13 protein-coding genes are annotated in these 18295 nt (G+C 41.2%); 8 read left to right on the top strand and 5 right to left on the bottom strand.

Annotated features, from left to right (window positions below; all coding sequences use genetic code 11):
• Nucleotides 1–1305 (top strand): glycosyltransferase (locus F8S12_RS33950; protein WP_196520652.1); only part of this gene is annotated, 1305 nt, incomplete at its 5' end.
• Nucleotides 1306–1379: 74 nt separating this feature from the next.
• On the opposite strand, the gene F8S12_RS33945 is transcribed toward F8S12_RS33950, so the two are convergent.
• Nucleotides 1380–4655: an ATP-binding protein gene (locus tag F8S12_RS33945; RefSeq protein ID WP_196520658.1), complete on the bottom strand. Its 3276-nt coding sequence runs from the start codon at nt 4653–4655 to the stop codon at nt 1380–1382.
• A gap of 771 nt (nt 4656–5426) precedes the next feature.
• On the opposite strand from F8S12_RS33945, the gene F8S12_RS33940 reads away from it, so the two are divergent.
• The 5 genes from F8S12_RS33940 (at nt 5427) to F8S12_RS33920 (ending at nt 11678) form a co-directional block, all read left to right on the top strand.
• Nucleotides 5427–6008, top strand: a complete 582-nt coding sequence (locus tag F8S12_RS33940; RefSeq protein WP_196520651.1) for a KaiA family protein — start codon at nt 5427–5429, stop codon at nt 6006–6008.
• A gap of 35 nt (nt 6009–6043) precedes the next feature.
• Nucleotides 6044–6358: a circadian clock protein KaiB gene (kaiB, locus tag F8S12_RS33935; RefSeq protein WP_196520650.1), complete on the top strand. Its 315-nt coding sequence runs from the start codon at nt 6044–6046 to the stop codon at nt 6356–6358.
• A 78-nt stretch (nt 6359–6436) separates the two neighbouring features.
• Complete coding sequence (kaiC, locus tag F8S12_RS33930; RefSeq protein WP_196520649.1) at nt 6437–7999, top strand: circadian clock protein KaiC; 1563 nt, start codon at nt 6437–6439, stop codon at nt 7997–7999.
• 104 nt (nt 8000–8103) lie between these two features.
• A complete protein-coding gene (locus F8S12_RS33925) occupies nt 8104–10320 on the top strand; it encodes a TolC family protein (protein ID WP_196520648.1) in 2217 nt (738 codons plus the stop codon).
• Between the two features lie 704 nt (nt 10321–11024).
• Entirely contained in the window at nt 11025–11678 is a 654-nt protein-coding gene (locus F8S12_RS33920) for a sugar transferase (protein ID WP_196520647.1), read from the top strand.
• Between the two features lie 22 nt (nt 11679–11700).
• Here the strand turns inward: F8S12_RS33920 and F8S12_RS33915 are convergent, their stop codons facing one another.
• The 3 genes from F8S12_RS33915 to F8S12_RS33905 form a co-directional block, all read right to left on the bottom strand.
• Nucleotides 11701–12537 (bottom strand): carbohydrate ABC transporter permease, encoded by an 837-nt coding sequence (locus tag F8S12_RS33915; protein WP_196520646.1) that lies wholly within the window; start codon nt 12535–12537, stop codon nt 11701–11703.
• A gap of 17 nt (nt 12538–12554) precedes the next feature.
• On the bottom strand, nt 12555–12740 hold the full coding sequence (locus F8S12_RS33910) for a hypothetical protein (RefSeq protein WP_196520645.1): 186 nt from the start codon (nt 12738–12740) through the stop codon (nt 12555–12557).
• Between the two features lie 81 nt (nt 12741–12821).
• Nucleotides 12822–13193 carry a hypothetical protein gene (locus tag F8S12_RS33905; RefSeq protein ID WP_196520644.1) on the bottom strand — a complete coding sequence of 124 codons (372 nt, stop codon included), beginning with the start codon at nt 13191–13193 and terminating at the stop codon, nt 12822–12824.
• A gap of 1125 nt (nt 13194–14318) precedes the next feature.
• Here F8S12_RS33905 and F8S12_RS33900 point away from each other — a divergent pair.
• Together F8S12_RS33900 and F8S12_RS33895 are read left to right on the top strand one after the other, a co-directional pair.
• Nucleotides 14319–14534: a hypothetical protein gene (locus F8S12_RS33900; RefSeq protein ID WP_196520643.1), complete on the top strand. Its 216-nt coding sequence runs from the start codon at nt 14319–14321 to the stop codon at nt 14532–14534.
• Nucleotides 14535–14695: 161 nt separating this feature from the next.
• On the top strand, nt 14696–16495 hold the full coding sequence (locus F8S12_RS33895; RefSeq protein ID WP_230968459.1) for an iron uptake porin: 1800 nt from the start codon (nt 14696–14698) through the stop codon (nt 16493–16495).
• A 735-nt stretch (nt 16496–17230) separates the two neighbouring features.
• On the opposite strand, the gene F8S12_RS33890 is transcribed toward F8S12_RS33895, so the two are convergent.
• Nucleotides 17231–18178, bottom strand: a complete 948-nt coding sequence (locus F8S12_RS33890) for a class I fructose-bisphosphate aldolase (RefSeq protein ID WP_196520642.1) — start codon at nt 18176–18178, stop codon at nt 17231–17233.
• Nucleotides 18179–18295: the final 117 nt, after the last annotated feature.

The raw sequence follows: 18295 nt of genomic DNA, 5'->3' as shown, positions 1-18295 counted from the left end.
AGTGGGGAGGAAGGGGGACAAGGGGGACAAGACGAGACAAGGAAAATAACTATGCCCCATGCCCTATTCCCTAATAAGTGGTACTTAGCTTTTTATGTGTTGATTGCTGGCGCAATTTTGACTAAAGGGCCAGTGGGAATTGTTTTACCAGGGCTAATTGTTGCCGCCTTTTTGCTGTATTTAGGAAAACTGCGAGAGGTGTTGCGGGAAATGCGTCTCCTCGTCGGTATACTGATAATTATCGGTTTATCAGTGCCTTGGTATGCATTAGTCATTTGGCGCAATGGCTGGAATTATATTAACGCCTTTTTTGGTTATCACAACCTGGAACGCTTCACAGAAGTAGTTAATGGTCACTCAGCACCTTGGTATTTTTACTTTTTAATCGTGCTGGTGGGCTTTGCGCCATACTCAATATATCTACCAGTGGCAATAGTCAGGTTAAAGTTTTGGCAGCGATCGCACTGGCGATCTCTTGAACGCTTCGAGCAATTTGGTTTATTTGCCTGGTTCTGGTTCGCTAGTATCTTTGGGTTTTTTAGCATTGCTGTCACCAAACTCCCTAGCTACGTATTGCCTTTAATGCCAGCAGCAGCCATCCTAGTGGCACTGTTATGGAGCGACCTTTTTCAAGATACAGAAACAAAGCGAACAATTCCTGTTTCCTCCCCTTTTCTCCGGGTAAGTGGTTGGATGAACGTAGCTTTTTTATCTCTTCTGGCAGCAGGACTGTTTAACATAACTCAAATATTAGGTACTGATCCAGCTATACCTAACTTGCACGAACTAATTCAACAATCTGGTTTACCAGTCATAGGAGGTACGATTTGGCTTGTTTGTGCCGTCTTAGTTGGAGCGTTAGTACTGAGTCGTCGTTGGGACTATAGCATCAGTATTAATTTGCTGGGGTTTGTGGCATTTTTAATTTTTGTCTTGAGTCCTGCTTCATTTTTGATTGATCGAGAACGTCAATTACCCTTAAGGGAGTTGTCTGCGGTCATCCTGGAAGCAAAACAACCAAATGAAGAATTGATCATGCTTGGCTTCAAAAAGCCTAGTGTAGTATTTTACAGCCACATCCGCGTAAATTATTTAAGATTTACCAAAGAGGCTGTAGAGCATATTCAAAATCAGGCTGCTAAGGGACTACAACCTCCATCACTGCTGCTGTTGGCTGAACAGAAAAAGTTTTTACAAATGGACTTACAGCCAGATGATTACAAAAGTTTATCTACCAAGGGTGCTTATAATTTGATTCGAGTTCCTTTTAAGAAAAGGAAAAATGAAAAAATAGATATATCATAAAACTGTTAAATTGTCATTAGTCATTTGTCCTTTGTGAATAACCAATGACTAATGACTAATGACTAATGACCTCATTAACATTTACCATTTTGACCGTTGATAGCTAAAGCTTGATTAATCTGATTTAAGAGGTCTTCCATTGATATCGATCGCGGTAATATCTGAGTAGCGATCGCACTGACAACAGTCTCTATCGATTCCAAAGCATTCTTCCTCTGCTTGTCAATTTTCTCGGAAGCTACCCCAGGCTGGGAAATAGTTTCCGGGCGATTTAATCGCTGGTTGAGTACTAAAATTGGTGGTAACTTGAAAGGCGAATCTCCCAATATTTTCAGTGCTTTTAGCACGTCTTTGTGAATAGCAGATTCTCCTAAGCAAATTAGCAGCAAGTCAACGCTTTGGTGACGAATTTGTTGTAACACTTCTGCCCAACAGCGACTCATCGCCGCTTTAAATCCTGCGGTTTGTAGATACTGAATTAAAGCTTGGAACCACTCAGCTCCGCGTTCAGCAGTTTCACTACTGATTGAGCCTTTCTTTTCTGAAGTGTAACCTTTTACCTGCTTGCGTCTTACCTGTGGTAAATCACGCAACATTGTCAAATCTACTACTAAGATGTTGGGAGGACAGCAGGCACCAGAGGCAATTTGTAGTACTGATAACAAGGCATCTGTTTTCTCAGTACGCATATTATTGTCTGTACCCAATGGGGTTAAGTAAGGAAATACAGACAGTTCTGGTATCTGAGAAGCTATTAAGGTGGTTGCAACATCGCAAGTAACCAGTGGTATAGCTGCCAAACGTGGGTGCTGAACTAGTTGTTGCAGGTAAGTTTGAGCAGTAGTACTTTCTACATCTAGTAAAATAACATCAAACTGCCACACCCGCGCCAACAGTTCTGCCTGATCTAAGTCATCTACTTCAATCACCCGATGTTCTCGAAGTGAGGGGTGGGGATTAACTGATTCCAACTGGGGATTTACCAACCGGAGAATTCGCAGTGGTGTCTTAATTGGGATAATTGGGCTGTTGTCTAACCCTAGCTGCGGAATTCCTTGTGCAGTACATAATTTTTCGAGGAGTGGTGCTAAGACCTGATGCTCTACTGGCAAGCTTAAGAAACCATCAGCTCGGTTAGCAAATGCTTGCTCCTTTTCAGCAGCCGTCGCTGTCACAACTACAGATATATGACGAGTTGCGGTGTCAGATTTCAGTAAAGTTAGCACATCCCAGCCTGAGAGCAGAGGTAGCAAAGGATTCAAAAATATCGCTATTGGTTGCAAGCGCCGAGCTTTTTCGACTGCTTCTGTCCCCGATCGCGCAATCATTACCCGATATCCTAGACCTTTGAGTTTTTCGGTCAAATCTTCAATATATCGGCCTACTGCCTCGACAACCAAGACCAACCGTTGCGAACTAGCGGGATAATGTTGTATGGGCGTATTGATATGCTGACGAGCGGCTGCGAGGATTTCCTGTGTTTGTTGAACTCGTGTCTTTTCGTCTTCTTTGGTTCCCATATCTGGCTCAGAAAAGCCTATTTTTGGGGGACTGGGCGGCAGCAGCAGTGTAAACTGGCTTCCTTTATCTTCACGAGATAAAAAGCTGACATCTCCTCCGTGGAGGCGAGCTAAAGCCCGTGTTAATACCAACCCTAAACCAGTGCCTTCAAACTGGCGGGTGAGGGGATTTTCTAGTTGTTGGAATTTTTGAAAGATCAAATGTTGCTGGTGTTCTGGAATGCCAATACCTGTATCCCAAACTGTAAAAGCAATCCATCCTTCCCAACGACTCACCCGCAGCCCAATTTCACCAGATATTTCAGTGAATTTAAAGGCGTTGGAAAGCAGGTGTACCAACATCTGGCGCAAGCGCAATTCATCTGCCACCATCTGGTCTAAGCCTAGTTCAATGGAGAGGTTGAATTGGGAAGCAGATAAACGGGTATTTTGAGTTGAGGGGGTGTCTGTAGACTTGCTGGTTTGAGTGTGGATGGCTTTGGCCTCCGATAGGGCGCGATCGCACACAGCCCGAATTTTCACCGAAGTCAGCGTCAAATCCATTTGTCCCGTCTCCATGCGGGTCAAATCCAAAATATCATTCACCACACTCATCAGGTGGCGTCCGCTTTGATGGATCAGTCCTGCATAACGAGATTGACGCTCGTTGAGTTCTCCCAACTGCTGATCTACGAGCAACCGCGATAATCCCAGAACGGCAGTTAGGGGAGTTTTGAGTTCATGACTAATACAAGCCAAAAACTCGTCTTTTAACCGATTTAGTTGAATTAAATCAGCATTCTTCGCTGCTAGTTCTTTGCAAAGCTGCTGCTGCTCAGTTACGTCAGTAGCTAATACTAACCACAGATCAGTGCTGAGTGGGGAGTGCTGAGTGGGGACTTGAAACTCAGGACTATCTAACGGGATTTTGGCAAACTGCCAGATTTGTTCCTGACCATTTTGCACTTGGACAATGCAGGTACAAGTATCCACCTGACCATCTAAATAGCACCGACTGTATACAGGCTCTACGGGTGCTTCTGGCTGAGTCGGTTCTTGTTCACCACTATCCTCATTCTCCCTGCCATTGGGATGAACTTTGATTGCCCGTTGAGTAACATATTCTAGTTTTTTGGAGCGGGTAGGGGCAAGTGTTGCCTCCACCTGTTGCCTAACGCCTTCTGGATCTTTCAAAGTTCCTAATTGCTGCCACCAGGCGGGATTTTGTGCTATAACCTCGCCAGTACCCGTTTGCAACATTAAAGGCCAAGGCAATCTTTCCAGCAGATGTATCAGTGGCTTGTGTCCCAATGGCTTGGGTTCATTTGGCATCTGCGCCCATGAGTAAGTTTGCCCATCAGCATCATATTCATGGCGATGCTCACCAGACGACCTCTGCGTATCTGAGCTTAGTAACCCAGCCATGCGTTCTTTAGCTAGCGATCGCAACAGGCGTGAGTTATCTAGCAGCCCCAAATATTGACCACCAGAGTCAATCAGCGCCCAATCTAAGCTCTGCTTTTTTAGCATTTCTTGCTCCCCTAAGCGCAAGCTAAATTGCTCTACACGATCACAAGCTGATATTGTCTGTATTGGCTCAATTAGAGCTTGACCCCAGGTAGAGAGCGATCGCTGTAAATTTAGATTTTTATCGTCACTATATGTTAATAATTTTTGGATTAAACGGGCAGAATACAGCAACCCTATAGGGCATTGCTGTTCATTTACTACTACCAAGCGATCGCACTGCTCTTTCTCAAAAATCTCCAGCACCACTGCCAGAGTACTTGTTTGGGGGCAGCTAGGTACGGTTGCCTGAAAGTTATAAAGCGGGTAATGTAGCATTGACATAAGGCTTTGGGGGTCATTCTTCCCGTGGAGACCTCCGGCATTCCCATCTGTCAACTGCTGATGGTCTTTTTGCCTGAAGCCATATCCTTTAAGAAGACTCATATAAGCAACTTTAGTTACGATTTCAACGCCATTCAAACAACGGCATTTGCCTCACGGACACCTGCTTGTGTCCCTTGGATTTTTTCGAGAGGTGGCCTTTCCTTTCTCTACTCCTCATTTCTAGCAATTAACCTCACCAGTGTCTTACTGGTATTTAAACTCCTCATCGATAGCGACGGCTAAAACAATTATGGCCCCAAAGATTCGCTTTAGAACCTTGAGGAATTATAATGATTTAAAATGCGACAATCCTTTAAGCTCGTTTAAGTATCTTAATCAAGGAGCAAAATAAAAAAATCTACCTATTTATGATATGCAAATAATAAATTAGCTAGTGTCTCTTGCTATGCCTACACATAGATGATCACATACCAACTAAGTCTTATCACTTAGTTGCCACAGTAGACTGTTGAGTGTCTAAAACTGTCTGCTAAACAAGTGGGTAAGAAAAAATCAAACTATTTTATCCAATGTAAATTTAATTAAACTGGCTTGTAGTAAGGGCTGAAGCAAGCTTTTGATTATTAACACCCACTTACTCACACAGAGGATTCTTTTGGGGTGGAATCACAACTTTAGTGCACACCCAGTATTATTATAGAAGCGTTTGCCACATTTATTAACCCAAGTTAATTGGTTAATGCGGATAAGGAAATATATAAACAATAGATGTTATTACCGATATTAATTCTGCAACCTAATTTTAAAAAATGTTTAAATAATCTAGCTGACCTAGCCAAGCCAGAAGGTTTAAGTGCGTGGGTATATAAGTTTATTGACGCGATTATTGTCCAATTATGTTACTTACCTGTTGCAGCAACTACCTCTGGAAAACTCAATTATTTGCCAAATTGGCTGCAACAAAACCAAAGTAAGCCATACACCGACAAGTATCTCTATGTATTTGCCAGTCACACGCAAAAAAGTCAGCAGCACTTCCAGGAGATGACTCTAGGAGAACGGCAAGGATTATTAAAACAGCTTAGATTAGATTACAGCCTGATTCTGATAAATTATTTTACCACAGACAACACACTCAAAGGAAGAATTGATAAATTTATAAATACTATATTTTATGCTAATATTCCTGTGCCCCAAATCATAGAAATTCACATGGAAATAATTGAAGAGTTTTCCAACCAGCTTAAATTAGAAGGAAGGAGCAATGAAACGTTACTTGATTATCGCCTGACATTAATAGATATTCTGGCTAACCTGTGCGAAGTATATAGATGTTCGAGTTCTAAATAAATTAAATTATATTCTCCTGACTAGCCTGAAAGTATATGAATAAAGCTAGAAAGACCTACGTTCTCAAGCTTTACGTAGCAGGGAACACCCCTAATTCAGTCCGGGCATTAAAAACCCTCAAAGACATTTTAGAACAGGAGTTTAAAGGTGTTTATGCTTTGAAAGTGATCGATGTGCTAAAAAGCCCACAACTAGCCGAAGAAGATAAAATATTGGCTACGCCAACATTAGCTAAAATTTTGCCTCCACCCGTTCGCAAAATTATCGGGGATCTTTCAGATAGAGAAAGAGTATTGATTGGATTAGATTTGCTCTACGAAGAACTGAGTGAAGCAGATTTTGAAGAGTAAGTAAAAATTTAGTCATAAAAATTTGGAATTACGAATTACGAATTACGAATTATTTTAATATCCATTTGTTATCAAGCAATGAGTGAAAACGAGCCAATAGAACAAAAGAAACCACCGTTAATTGGGGGTATAGAGAAAATTCGCACGATGATCGAGGGGTTTGACGATATTAGTCACGGTGGTTTACCTGTTGGTAGAACTACTTTGGTAAGCGGCACATCAGGCACAGGAAAAACTTTATTATCTCTTCAATTTCTCTATAACGGCATTACCTACTTTGATGAAGCTGGAGTATTCGTTACCTTTGAAGAATCACCCAGTGATATTATTAAAAACGCTTATATTTTTGGGTGGAATCTGTCACGCCTCATCGAAGAAGGTAAGTTGTTTATTCTCGATGCCTCTCCCGATCCAGAAGGTCAAGATATTATTGGTAATTTTGACCTTTCTGCACTCATTGAACGCTTGCAATATGCCATTCGTAAATATAAAGCTAGACGAGTTTCAATCGACTCAATAACAGCAGTATTTCAGCAGTATGAGGCGATGGGAGTAGTGCGGCGCGAGATTTTTCGTTTGGTAGCACGTCTCAAATTACTGAGTGTCACCACCATTATTACCACTGAACGTAGCGAAGAATATGGGCCAGTTGCTTCCTTTGGAGTAGAAGAATTTGTTTCCGATAATGTCGTAATTGTTCGCAACGTTTTAGAAGGAGAACGCCGCCGCCGCACAATTGAAATTCTCAAATTACGCGGCACAACTCACATGAAAGGAGAGTATCCCTTTACTATTACCAATGAAGGAGTCAATATCTTCCCACTGGCAGCAATGCGTTTAACTCAACGTTCTTCTAATATCAGGGTATCTTCTGGTCTCAAAACCTTAGATGAAATGTGTGGTGGTGGTTTATTTAAAGATTCAATTATTTTGGCAACAGGAGCCACAGGTACTGGCAAAACCCTGTTAGTAAGTAAGTTTATTCAAGATAGCTGCCTCAATGGTGAACAGGCGATATTATTTGCTTATGAAGAATCACGCGCTCAACTATCTCGCAATGCTTCCTCTTGGGGAATTGATTTTGAAGAATTAGAACATCAAGGTTTACTCAAAATAATTTGTACCTATCCCGAATCGACTGGTTTAGAAGACCACTTACAAATTATTAAGTCAGAAATTAGTGTTTTCAAACCAGCTCGCATCGCCATTGATTCTCTATCAGCATTAGCTAGAGGAGTAAGCAATAATGCATTTCGGCAGTTTGTAATTGGTGTGACAGGTTATGCTAAACAAGAAGAAATTACTGGTTTATTTACCAACACAACCGACCAATTTCTGGGAGCGCATTCGATTAGTGACTCTCATATTTCAACGATCACCGACACAATTATCATGTTGCAATACGTAGAAATTCGCGGAGAAATGTCGCGAGCAATTAACGTATTTAAAATGAGAGGCTCTTGGCATGATAAGGGCATTCGTGAGTATAATATCACTGCTGACGGTCTCGATATTAAAGATTCTTTCCGAAACTACGAACGGATTATCAGCGGTGCTCCTACTCGCGTTAGTATCGATGAAAAGGCGGAACTTTCTCGCATTGTTAGACGTTTTGAAGACAAACAGAGTTCCGAACCCTAAATTTAGTATCGTAGTATATTCTTTCCTAAGTTTAGTATCGTGCTATATTCTGTGGTGAAGAAAGGTTTTCTGCCGCTAGATTGATTTTTGTGTGAGGGGATGCGGTGAAAGGACAGCAATTATTTTATAGCTTCTTACCTAGTGTGACGGCAGCGGTCTTAACAACTCAGCCTGCTTGGGCTGATACTGTGAAAGTAACTGGGGTACAGATGGGATCTTCTCCTAGTGTTTTGACTTCTACTTATGGTCAAGACTTGGATGTGGATATCATTAATAGGCAATTACCTAATGGTGCAGATGCTAGTGTTTCAACCCTAGTACCTGCTTTTGGTTTCATTAAACTTAGTACAAAGCCTTTAAGTAATAACAGTATTCCGGTGTTCATGGCTGGAAATACTGGTGTGCCAATAAAACAAGTACTTAAGAAAGATCAAGATAGATTTTTCAGTTTGACATCTACCTCTAATCCTTCCCAAGAGCTAGATGTCAGCCGTTTTGCTCAAAGTAACCAAAAACAGAGTAATTCCAGCGCATATTGGCAGAAATTAAAGAGGATAGTAGTTCCGAACTACACTTCAAAACCCCCTTCTGTCCAGAAAGAAATTTTGTCCCTGTCTTCTTCACAGCAGCCAGTGGTTCAAAAGATAAATACTGTTACTCAGTTAGAGACATTTTTACAAACTTCGGCCACAGGTGTAGGAGCAGGTAAACTGTTGTCAGCGCACAGGTGTCCACAGGAGTTGGGGAAAAGCAAAACTGACTCCTCGGCTTCTTTGCTACTGGACTCAAGCACCTGTTTACAACAAAATGCTGTTGGGCGTCTGGCTCAGAGTAATACCACAATTCCAACAGATTCAACACCAACTCCCACGATACCAGCAACCGTAATTCCTGCACCAGAGAATTCGGTGCAACCTTCTACTGTGCCGGGAATCGTAACTCCTGCAACCTCAGGCTCGGTGCAAATTCCGAGTAACCTGATTCCTAACTCCAATCCTCTGCAATTTCCCACCAAACCGGCGGAAGTGACGCTCCAGGAAAATCAGCCAATTACTTTGGCACAAGCTCTGGAGTTAGCACGGCGTAATAATCGGGATTTACAGGTGTCCCTATTAGAACTAGAACGCAGTCGATATGCCTTACGCGAGGCAGAAGCTAGTTTATTGCCTAGTATTAGTGTCAACAGTGGCATAACTCGTCAACAGTCTGCTTCTGGTCAAATTTCTGCCGAGCTTCAGGGAGAGCAAGCCAATGACCCGCTTTTGCGGTCACTTAGAAACAACCAAGACGCAGATCAACCATCTACGTCTTTCAGTGCTACGGCGCAATTACGTTATGACCTGTATACTTCTGGGTTAGGTACAGCCCGTAGAAACGCAGCTAGAGAACAGATACGTGTCAATGAGTTGGCTGTAGAAACTCAGTCTGAGGAAATCCGCCTGAATGTTGCCACTGAGTACTACAACCTGCAACAAGCAGATGAACAAGTACGCATTGCCCAGTCTGCTGTGCAAAATTCCGAGGCTAGTTTGCGTGATGCAGAAGCTTTAGAGCGAGCTGGGGTTGGTACGCGGTTCGATGTGCTACGATCGCAGGTGAATTTAGCAAATGCCCAACAAGACCTGACTAATGCTATATCCCAGCAGCAAATTGCTCGTCGCCGTTTAGCAACTCGATTGAGTTTACCGCAGGCGGTAAATATCAGTGCGGCTGACCCTGTGCAATTGGCTGGTCTCTGGAACCAGACGCTAGAACAAAGTATTCTGCTAGCTTTTCAAAACCGTCCAGAATTGCAACAGCAGTTAGCACAACGCAATATCAGCGAACAGCAGCGACGCCAAGCCCTTGCGGAGCTAGGCCCTCAAGTTAGTTTTGTAGCCAACTACGACCTACTAGACCAATTCGATGATAGTATCAGCGTTACTGATGGTTATTCAGTCGGAGTTCAAGCAACCCTAAATTTGTATGATGGGGGAGCAGCAAGAGCAAGGGCAGCTCAGTCAAAAGTTAATATTGCGATCGCAGAAACTCAATTTGCTGAACAGCGCAACCAAATTCGCTTTCAGGTAGAACAATCTTTTTCTACTCAGCAAGCTAATTTGGAAAATGTTCAAACCGCTAATACCGCTTTAGAACAAGCTAGGGAAGCTTTACGTTTAGCCCGTTTACGATTCCAAGCTGGTGTAGGCACTCAAACTGATGTCATTAACTCTGAAAACGACCTGACAAGAGCTGAAGGTAATCGAGTCACAGCAATTTTGGATTACAACCGTGCTTTAGCTCAGTTACAACGGTCTGTTACTCTCAGAGCACTACGCTAGGCTACTTAGTCGAAACTCAACCGTCAACGAAGAAGCAGGGGGAAGGGGGAAATGACCTCTTCCCCCTGCCGTGGAATAGAGGGGAACATGGGTTTGAGTCCCCCACTTGTACTAAGTGGCTCTCGTTCAGGGGTTATGTTGCAAAAACTTGTAAAAGACAAATCACCAGATTTTTGCGATCGCTCGTAATTTTACTCTTAATTTATATCAAGACCAAATCTTTGAAAACATGGCACAAGCTCAAAGATTATGTTCCTTGTACTTACGCATTGACAGGGAAAACTAAATATTAGATATGGATTTCAGGCATTAAACCTTGATTTTTCGGCACTTTTCAGGCGATGCCTGCGGCGGGCTACGCCTACGCTATTTATCGAAGGATAATTGATAAAAGCCTGAAACGACGTATTTTCGTTGATGCACAAGATAATAAATTTGTACAGTGCGTAAGTCCTAATCCCTTTAAAATTCGCATTATAATTATATCACTATTATTTTTATTTTACTAAAAAATACTGAAAATTTATAATCCCCCACCTTAATTGAAAGATTCTGTAAACTTTGGGTTTTCAGTTTTTATCTTGCTTGATTTTTGTGTATGTTAGCACTCAGTAGAAGTCACAAAAGTAGTAAAAGTCGCATAAAATCATGTATGTGTCTACACTACTGATACAAAAAGCCCTGTTGTAGATAAGTTAGCCCTTGTGAATCATCTTTATCTTTATTCAGCTAATTGCTCGCAACAGCTGTCACACCCGTCAACTGTAAGCGTGGCAAAACGATTAATTGACATTGTTGGAGCCATTGTAGGGCTGCTTATTACACTTGTAGTATTAATTCCCGTAGCAATTGCTACCTTTGTTCATGATCCAAGTCCAATATTTTATTCCCAAATTCGCTGTGGTTTGAACGGAAAAACCTTCCGTATATGGAAATTCCGTTCTATGATCGTCGATGCCGATAAACTCAAGCATTTGGTCAAAAACCAAGCCAAAGGTCACATCTTTAAATCTGTTGACGATCCTCGCATTACTCGTGTGGGTAAATTTTTGCGGCGTACTAGCTTGGACGAATTTCCCCAATTTTGGAATGTTCTGCTCGGGGATATGAGTTTAGTTGGGACTCGTCCACCTACTCCTGATGAAGTCACGCATTACGATCCTCATCACTGGGATAGATTGCGAGTCAAACCAGGCATTACCGGAGAATGGCAGGCTAATGGTCGCTCTAGCATTACAGACTTTGAAACTATTGTCAAGATGGATATAGATTATCAACGCAAGTGGTCTGTAACTTACGACCTGAGTCTGATTGTTAAAACTATCTGGGTAGTATTTCGCAAGACTGGTGCTTATTAAATTGTAGCCACTTGCACTTGATTTAACCCTTCACTCCGCTACCAGTTTCCGTTGGTACAATATAACGTTGTAAAAACAGAAATAGTAATAATACTGGAGCGATCGCAATCACTGAGCCAGCAGCTACCAACCGCCAGTCAAGGGAAAATGTTCCTGCTAGCTTTGCGACTCCCAAGGGGAGAGTGTATAAATTCTCGTCTTGGATAACAATTAAAGGCCATAAAAAGTCACTCCAAGCACCAATAAAAACGAAAATAGCTAAAGTTACCAGGGCTGGGCGAATTGCTGGTAACATCACATGCCACCACAAACCTAACTCCGAACTACCATCCATCCGGGCGGCTTCTTCTATCTCTTTGGGGACACTCATAAAAGCTTGCCGCAACAGAAAAATACCGAAGGCAGAAGCTAAACTAGGAAAAATTATCCCTAAATAACTATTTCTCAAACCCAACTGGACTGTCAAAATATAGAGGGGAATCATCACGATTTGGAAAGGAATCATAATCGTGGAGACGATCGCTACAAAAATCCAATCTCGCCCCACAAATGACAATCTTGCCAATGGATAGGCAGCTAAAGCGCAAAACAGCAGATTTAAGCCAACAGTCAGCACTGATACCAAAGTACTGTTATACAGGTATTGTCCAAAAGGTAGAGAGTTCCACACACTAAAAAAGTTATTTAGTGTCGGTTCACTGGGCAATAACTGTGGCGGCGACTGAAAAATATTTTCCGTAGGCGATTTTAAGGCTGTGCTAATTAGCCACAGTAAAGGAAAGAGCATCACCAGTGCGATCGCTCCCAATAGTGCATACATTAGCAGGATTTGCGATCGTGATTTTTTCCAGTTTAACATTTGATTAATAAGGGAAGTTATGTCTTACCCATTTTTAACCACATTTTCGGCATCGGCACACGAATCAATTGCAGGCGATTCATTTTTAAAGCCAAAATTGTTGCTCTTCCTACAGATATAATTCCAACAATTTTTGTAGCATCTTCATTCCAAGTAAAATGGTATGTCCACAATTGCTGTTGTAGATTAAATAATATAACCACCTTCTTGAACTTGATTGAGAAGGCGATCGCTCGTAGCTTGATAAACCTTCAGTAGAAAAAGTATTTGTTACATTATATCTCTCAGTATGTGATATTACGTCTAGATTTAGAATCAAATAGCCTTGGGGATGCTTGCCCCACTTCTACCCATTGTTTGATAAGTACATATAAAATAGAACGTATGGTGATTCGTTTCTGAGCGCAAAGCAATTTTAATTGACGCTTTAAAGATTTCGGGATATATGCTTTAACATCTTCATAGTCTTCGTTAAACAAATCTACAGCTAATTCATTAATAGGCGCATCTGCTTGTATCCATTGCCTAATTAAATTCTCCAATGCTTCACTCATTTGCAACTCTTTCTGTACACAAGTAACCTTAAATTGGAGCTTTAAAGTTTTCGGTATAGCTCCTTTGACAACTACAGTTTCCTCATTATTTTTTTTGAACACAAACTCACAAATTATACTAAAACTACTTTTGAAAAAGTTGCTCTAAAGATATAGCCGCAATCATTAAGTGTTTCCGAACATCCTTGACATATTAAGGTTATAAACAATTTCTTAAGTAAGTAATGGTGCTTAAAATTTGCTTGGAACCGGGGTAGAAAACACACTTTTGGGGTTAGCGATGCTTACGGCTGGCTACGGCTACGCGTCATCAAAAAAGCATCACTCATTTTGACCCGGATCAAGTCTGTACAATATTTAATTCCATACCCACGCTCCGCGTTAATTCGCAGTTTAACTACTATTGACAAAACTAATTTCATCTTAACCTATCACTAATGTTTTCAAAGGAGAATTGCCAAATACTCTACCAACAGTATCTGGTAATATAGAAGTCATGTTTTTATGTTTATATATTATTTAGAAAATTTTGACAACCTAAGAAAGATAAATTAAGAATAAACTTAATGAAATTAAGAATAAACTTATAAAATTGGCTCTTCATTACATAGATTATGCTAAATTTTCTTAATAAAATCACCCATTGTATGAATTGCTCAATAAAGAACAGTTAAATTCAGTAGATCGAAAAGTTTTAAAAGTTGACTAAATCATAAGGGTTTCAGGCGATATTATTGGCATTTTCCATCACTACCACAAGCGTAAGCTCTTAAGTCCATCTAGAACAGAGGTGCTTGAAAGATAGATTAGAAAGTGATTTCAGCAGATGGTATTCACAAGGGAAAACGAAGAGATGATAAGGCTTCTGAAAAAATTTTCGATCTACTAAAATTTTTTCCTAACATCAGGATCTTATCTGGTCAAAAGCTTTTTGAAAGTGAAAACTATAAATAAATGAACAAAAATATTTACAGTAATTGCGTAGTGCTTTGGAGAAGCAAGCTACGCAGAGCGTTTCGTAGAGAAAGCTTAACCTACATTACGCTTCTCTACGAGACTCTATATTCGCAGTGACATTGTGTAATTAATTCTGTCCGACTACCTACTCAAATCTAATTCAAGATCGAAAATGTTTCAAGGTAAGTAAGTTTTGACTTCTGCGTTGACTTGTGCCAACTACTTGGCACAAGTCAACGCAGCACAATTTATTACGTGAAGAGGAGATTCATGATGACGACAATGAAAGCAGTGCATATTCATTCTTATGGTAGTCCAGAAATTATTACCTATGAAAATGCTCTACGTCCTGAACCAAGTGAGGGCGAAGTGCTGATCCGCGTGCAAGCTGCTGGGGTTAACTCCATCGATTGGAAAATATGTTCTGGGAAGATAAAACCCATATTCCGCACTTCAAAATATAGTATATTAATAATTAAAAAATAATTATCAATCATAGTCATGTAGTATTAATACCGATGATTATTGGTGGCCGGGCTATGCTAGTGATTCGATAGCAATCACTATATTTCGCCTCCATAAAATCAAATCAGTACTTGCTCATATTCAAGCTACGAAAGGAATTTGGTATTTCAGACTTAAATCTCATGATGCGAACCTTAAAGATACGTTTGAATCTAGTCAGTGGGATGAGTATCCTCAATTTAATTGTTCTATGTGTTCCTGTTTTAGCTGAAATATCAGAACCTACGAACACCCGGCTTAAACAGGCTACCATTAATGACACTGTTACCGAAACAATTCCAGGGAGTGTTACTCAACTGTCCCAGCTAGCCCCAGTCAGTACTTCTGAAAATCAGGCTGCTCTCGTTGCTACTTCTAACAACCAGTCTGTCTTTGGCTTAACAACAACGCCTGCTCATGAAAGTGACAGTCTACCACTTTCTTTTATTCTTGTTCAAAAGGTGCAAACAAACACAGGTAATGATGCCCCAATGGCACAAGTCACTTCTGTGTCTCAGCTAAAAGATGTACAACCAACAGATTGGGCTTTTGGTGCGTTACAGTCTTTAGTTGAGCGATATGGTTGCATTGCAGGGTATCCAGAAAATCTCTACCGGGGCAATCGAGCCTTGACAAGATATGAGTTTGCAGCTGGGTTAAATGCTTGTTTGGAGCGAATCAACGAAGTGATTGCAACGGCAACTTCTGACTTAGTTTCCACAGAAGATTTAGTTACAATTAAACGTTTGCAAAAGGAATTTGCAGCAGAGATGGCTACGTTGCGGGGCCGTATAGATACTTTAGAAGCCCGTAGTATCGAACTAGAGACAAATCAGTTTTCCACAACCACCAAGCTCAGTGGTCAAGTAATCATAGCGGTGAATTCAGGAACATTTGATGGAGAACGCATCATTGGCCCTACAGGTGAAGAAATTGCTGGTTCTGACCCGAATACTACGGTACTTTATCGAGCTGCTATAGACTTAGATACAAGCTTTTTTGGCACAGACCAGTTAAAAATCCGTCTTGATACAGGCAGCTTTAATGGTACTGACAATGCGGCAGGATTCTTAGAGCCGACCTTTGGTAGTGTTCTAGACTACTCAATCAAACCACCCACTAATAACGACCTTGGACTGGCACGGCTATACTACACTTTTCAGCCATTCAAAAACTTCACGGTATCTGTGGGCCCTGAGATTCGTACTACAGATTATGTTGACCGCAATAGTTACGCTTACCTAAGCTTTCGAGACTTTAGCACTTTGGCATTTGTAAATAACTACCTTCTTTTCCCTGTCAACGGTCCAAGTGCAGGTGCAGCAATTGATTGGAAGCCAGGAGCAGGAGCATTGACTGTACGGGCTTTGTATGCAGCAGCAGAAGCAGCCAATCCAGGTAATCAAGGAATTATCAGAGGTACAGCGCCGTTTACTCGATTGTTGTATCCTACTGGTGGTGGCGAACAAGGTTTATTTGGCGATACATATCAGGGTACTGTTGAACTAGAGTATGCGCCATCGAAAGTTTTTGCCATACGCCTCCAATACAGTGGTGGAGAATTATTTGATAACCGCTATGACGCATTTGGCGCAAATTTTGAGTTAGCTTTTTCACCGAAACTTGGCGTATTTGGTCGCTATGGCTACGGTAATTACAATAACAGTACCTTTGGTGACATCAAACCCAACTATTGGATGGCGGGGGTGGCGTTCCGAGACTTGTTTTCCCCAGGCGCTTTGGCTGGTATTGCAGTTGGTCAACCCTTTATTGCTAGTGAAATTGGTAATACTACTCAAACCAACTTTGAAACATTCTACAACTTTAGAGTGAGTGACAACATTCAAGTTAGTCCTTTAATTCAGGTAATTACTAATTCTGCCAACCAGAATGCCAATGGTACGATTATTACAGGTACTGTCCGGACGGTCTTCTCTTTCTAGTTAGGATGGATGGGGGTAAATGAGCAGTCGATGCTGTTGACCCCAAACTCTGAGCGATCGCCAATCGTCAATACTGAGAACGAAATTTATTTTTGTGACAGTATTACGATTGGTTTGTACTAAAATTTATCTTGGTGAGACATTCCAAAAAGATAGAATCATCAAGATTTTGACGCTTATCGCTTGGTTTTGATCAAGTGTTTTACTATCGCTTGAGTGGCAAAAATGTCCCTTTGAGGTGAGATTAATCGATGAATTTTGGCTTTTTAAATAAAATTTTGCCTGATAATTATTAAGGATTAGCCGCCACATTTTTCTCAGAAAAAGCTGCAAACAAAAGCTTTTACTTCTGAGTTAATTTTACTCATACTTTTGGAGATGTAGTACCTTAACATTCTTAAAAATACAACTATCCTAATCTCAATAAAGTCTAAAAGAATCGCATTAATTAAGTAGTTATGCAAAATTAATTAGAGATTACTTCGCTACATTTTATTTAGCTCGCAATGACATAAATAATTTTGCCTAACCACTTACCTACTCATTGACAATATTTTAGGCGTTGGCGTAGCCCGCCGTAGGCATCGCTTTGACACGAGTGAAAATGAATCAAACGGTAAATCTTGTTATTTCGTTAATTTGCTAACTAAAGTTTTTGTCAAGACTAATTAAGATGCCTTTGTCCTGTTGCTCCCCTGCTTGCCACATAATCGGCAATTTTGGTCGAGTCGAGTACTAAACAAGTACTCGGGTAGGAATCGGAGCGAATTCATCAGAGTAAATATCTGTAATTGCAGTCAGTAACCGTAGTGCATCTGGTTTAAAACGTTGGAATGAATTGCGCCCAATGATAGAGCCAAATCCACCGCCCTTGTGGATAGCACGAATTTCATCAAGTAATACATCATCACTTTCAGTGGCGCCACCTGAAAAAATTACGACCCGCCGACGATTGAACGTACATTGCACAACGTGCCGTACTCGCTCATCGAGCGTAGCAATTGGAATTTGCTCTTTTTCATAGACCTTACGAGCTGCCTCTTGCTCAATATGAGCACTTGGTAGCTTCACCTTGATAATGTGGGCACCAAGTTGGGCAGCAATGTGGGCAGCATAGCTCGTCACGTCAATTGCAGTTTCTCCCAATTTGCTCAGACCGGAGCCACGCGGGTAAGACCAAATAATCACTACTAAGCCGTGGCGTTTTGCCTCTTCAGCATAGGCGCGAATTTGCTCATATAACTCTAATCGATGAGCTGAACCAGGATAGATAGTGAAACCAATTCCCACACAACCTAGTCTTAAGGCATCTTGAACACTCCCGGTCAAGGCTTGGCTGGGATCTTTTTCATCTATCAGTACATCATGGTCGTTAACTTTCAAAATCAGGGGGATGCCACCTGCAAAATCTCTTGCACCCGCCTCTAGGAATCCTAAAGGTGCTGCATAGGCGTTACAGCCTGATTCGATTGCTAACTCAAAATGATAATGAGGGTCGTAGGCAAGTGGGTTAACGGCAAAACTCCGGGCAGGCCCGTGTTCAAATCCTTGATCCACGGGCAGGATAACTAGTTTACCAGTGCCTGCTAACTTACCATGATTGAGTAGTCGTGCTAAGTTGGTTAGGGTTCCTGGATTATCGCTGCCATACCAACTAAGAATTTCTTTGACTTGTTGACTCATCTTAATTCTCCAAAATAAATCAGTTTTTTCTTTTAATTAATGACCTGCTGACAAGAGAAGCTGAGAATGAATTACAGGTTTTTACATTTACAATACCTTCGCCAATTTACGAGTATT

The sequence above is a fragment of the Nostoc sp. WHI genome (assembly GCF_015714725.1).
In the GTDB taxonomy this organism is placed as follows: Bacteria; Cyanobacteriota; Cyanobacteriia; order Cyanobacteriales; family Nostocaceae; genus Nostoc.
This window is presented reverse-complemented; position numbering and strand designations above follow the sequence as displayed.

Coding starts and splice junctions, on each gene's coding strand:
- F8S12_RS33895 (WP_230968459.1), top strand. CDS start 14,696: ATGATGCGAACCTTAAAGATACGTTTGAATCTAGTCAGTGGGATGAGT.
- F8S12_RS33890 (WP_196520642.1), bottom strand. CDS start 18,178: ATGAGTCAACAAGTCAAAGAAATTCTTAGTTGGTATGGCAGCGATAAT.
- F8S12_RS33945 (WP_196520658.1), bottom strand. CDS start 4,655: ATGTCAATGCTACATTACCCGCTTTATAACTTTCAGGCAACCGTACCT.
- F8S12_RS33915 (WP_196520646.1), bottom strand. CDS start 12,537: ATGTTAAACTGGAAAAAATCACGATCGCAAATCCTGCTAATGTATGCA.
- F8S12_RS33900 (WP_196520643.1), top strand. CDS start 14,319: ATGATGACGACAATGAAAGCAGTGCATATTCATTCTTATGGTAGTCCA.
- kaiB (WP_196520650.1), top strand. CDS start 6,044: ATGAATAAAGCTAGAAAGACCTACGTTCTCAAGCTTTACGTAGCAGGG.
- F8S12_RS33940 (WP_196520651.1), top strand. CDS start 5,427: ATGTTATTACCGATATTAATTCTGCAACCTAATTTTAAAAAATGTTTA.
- kaiC (WP_196520649.1), top strand. CDS start 6,437: ATGAGTGAAAACGAGCCAATAGAACAAAAGAAACCACCGTTAATTGGG.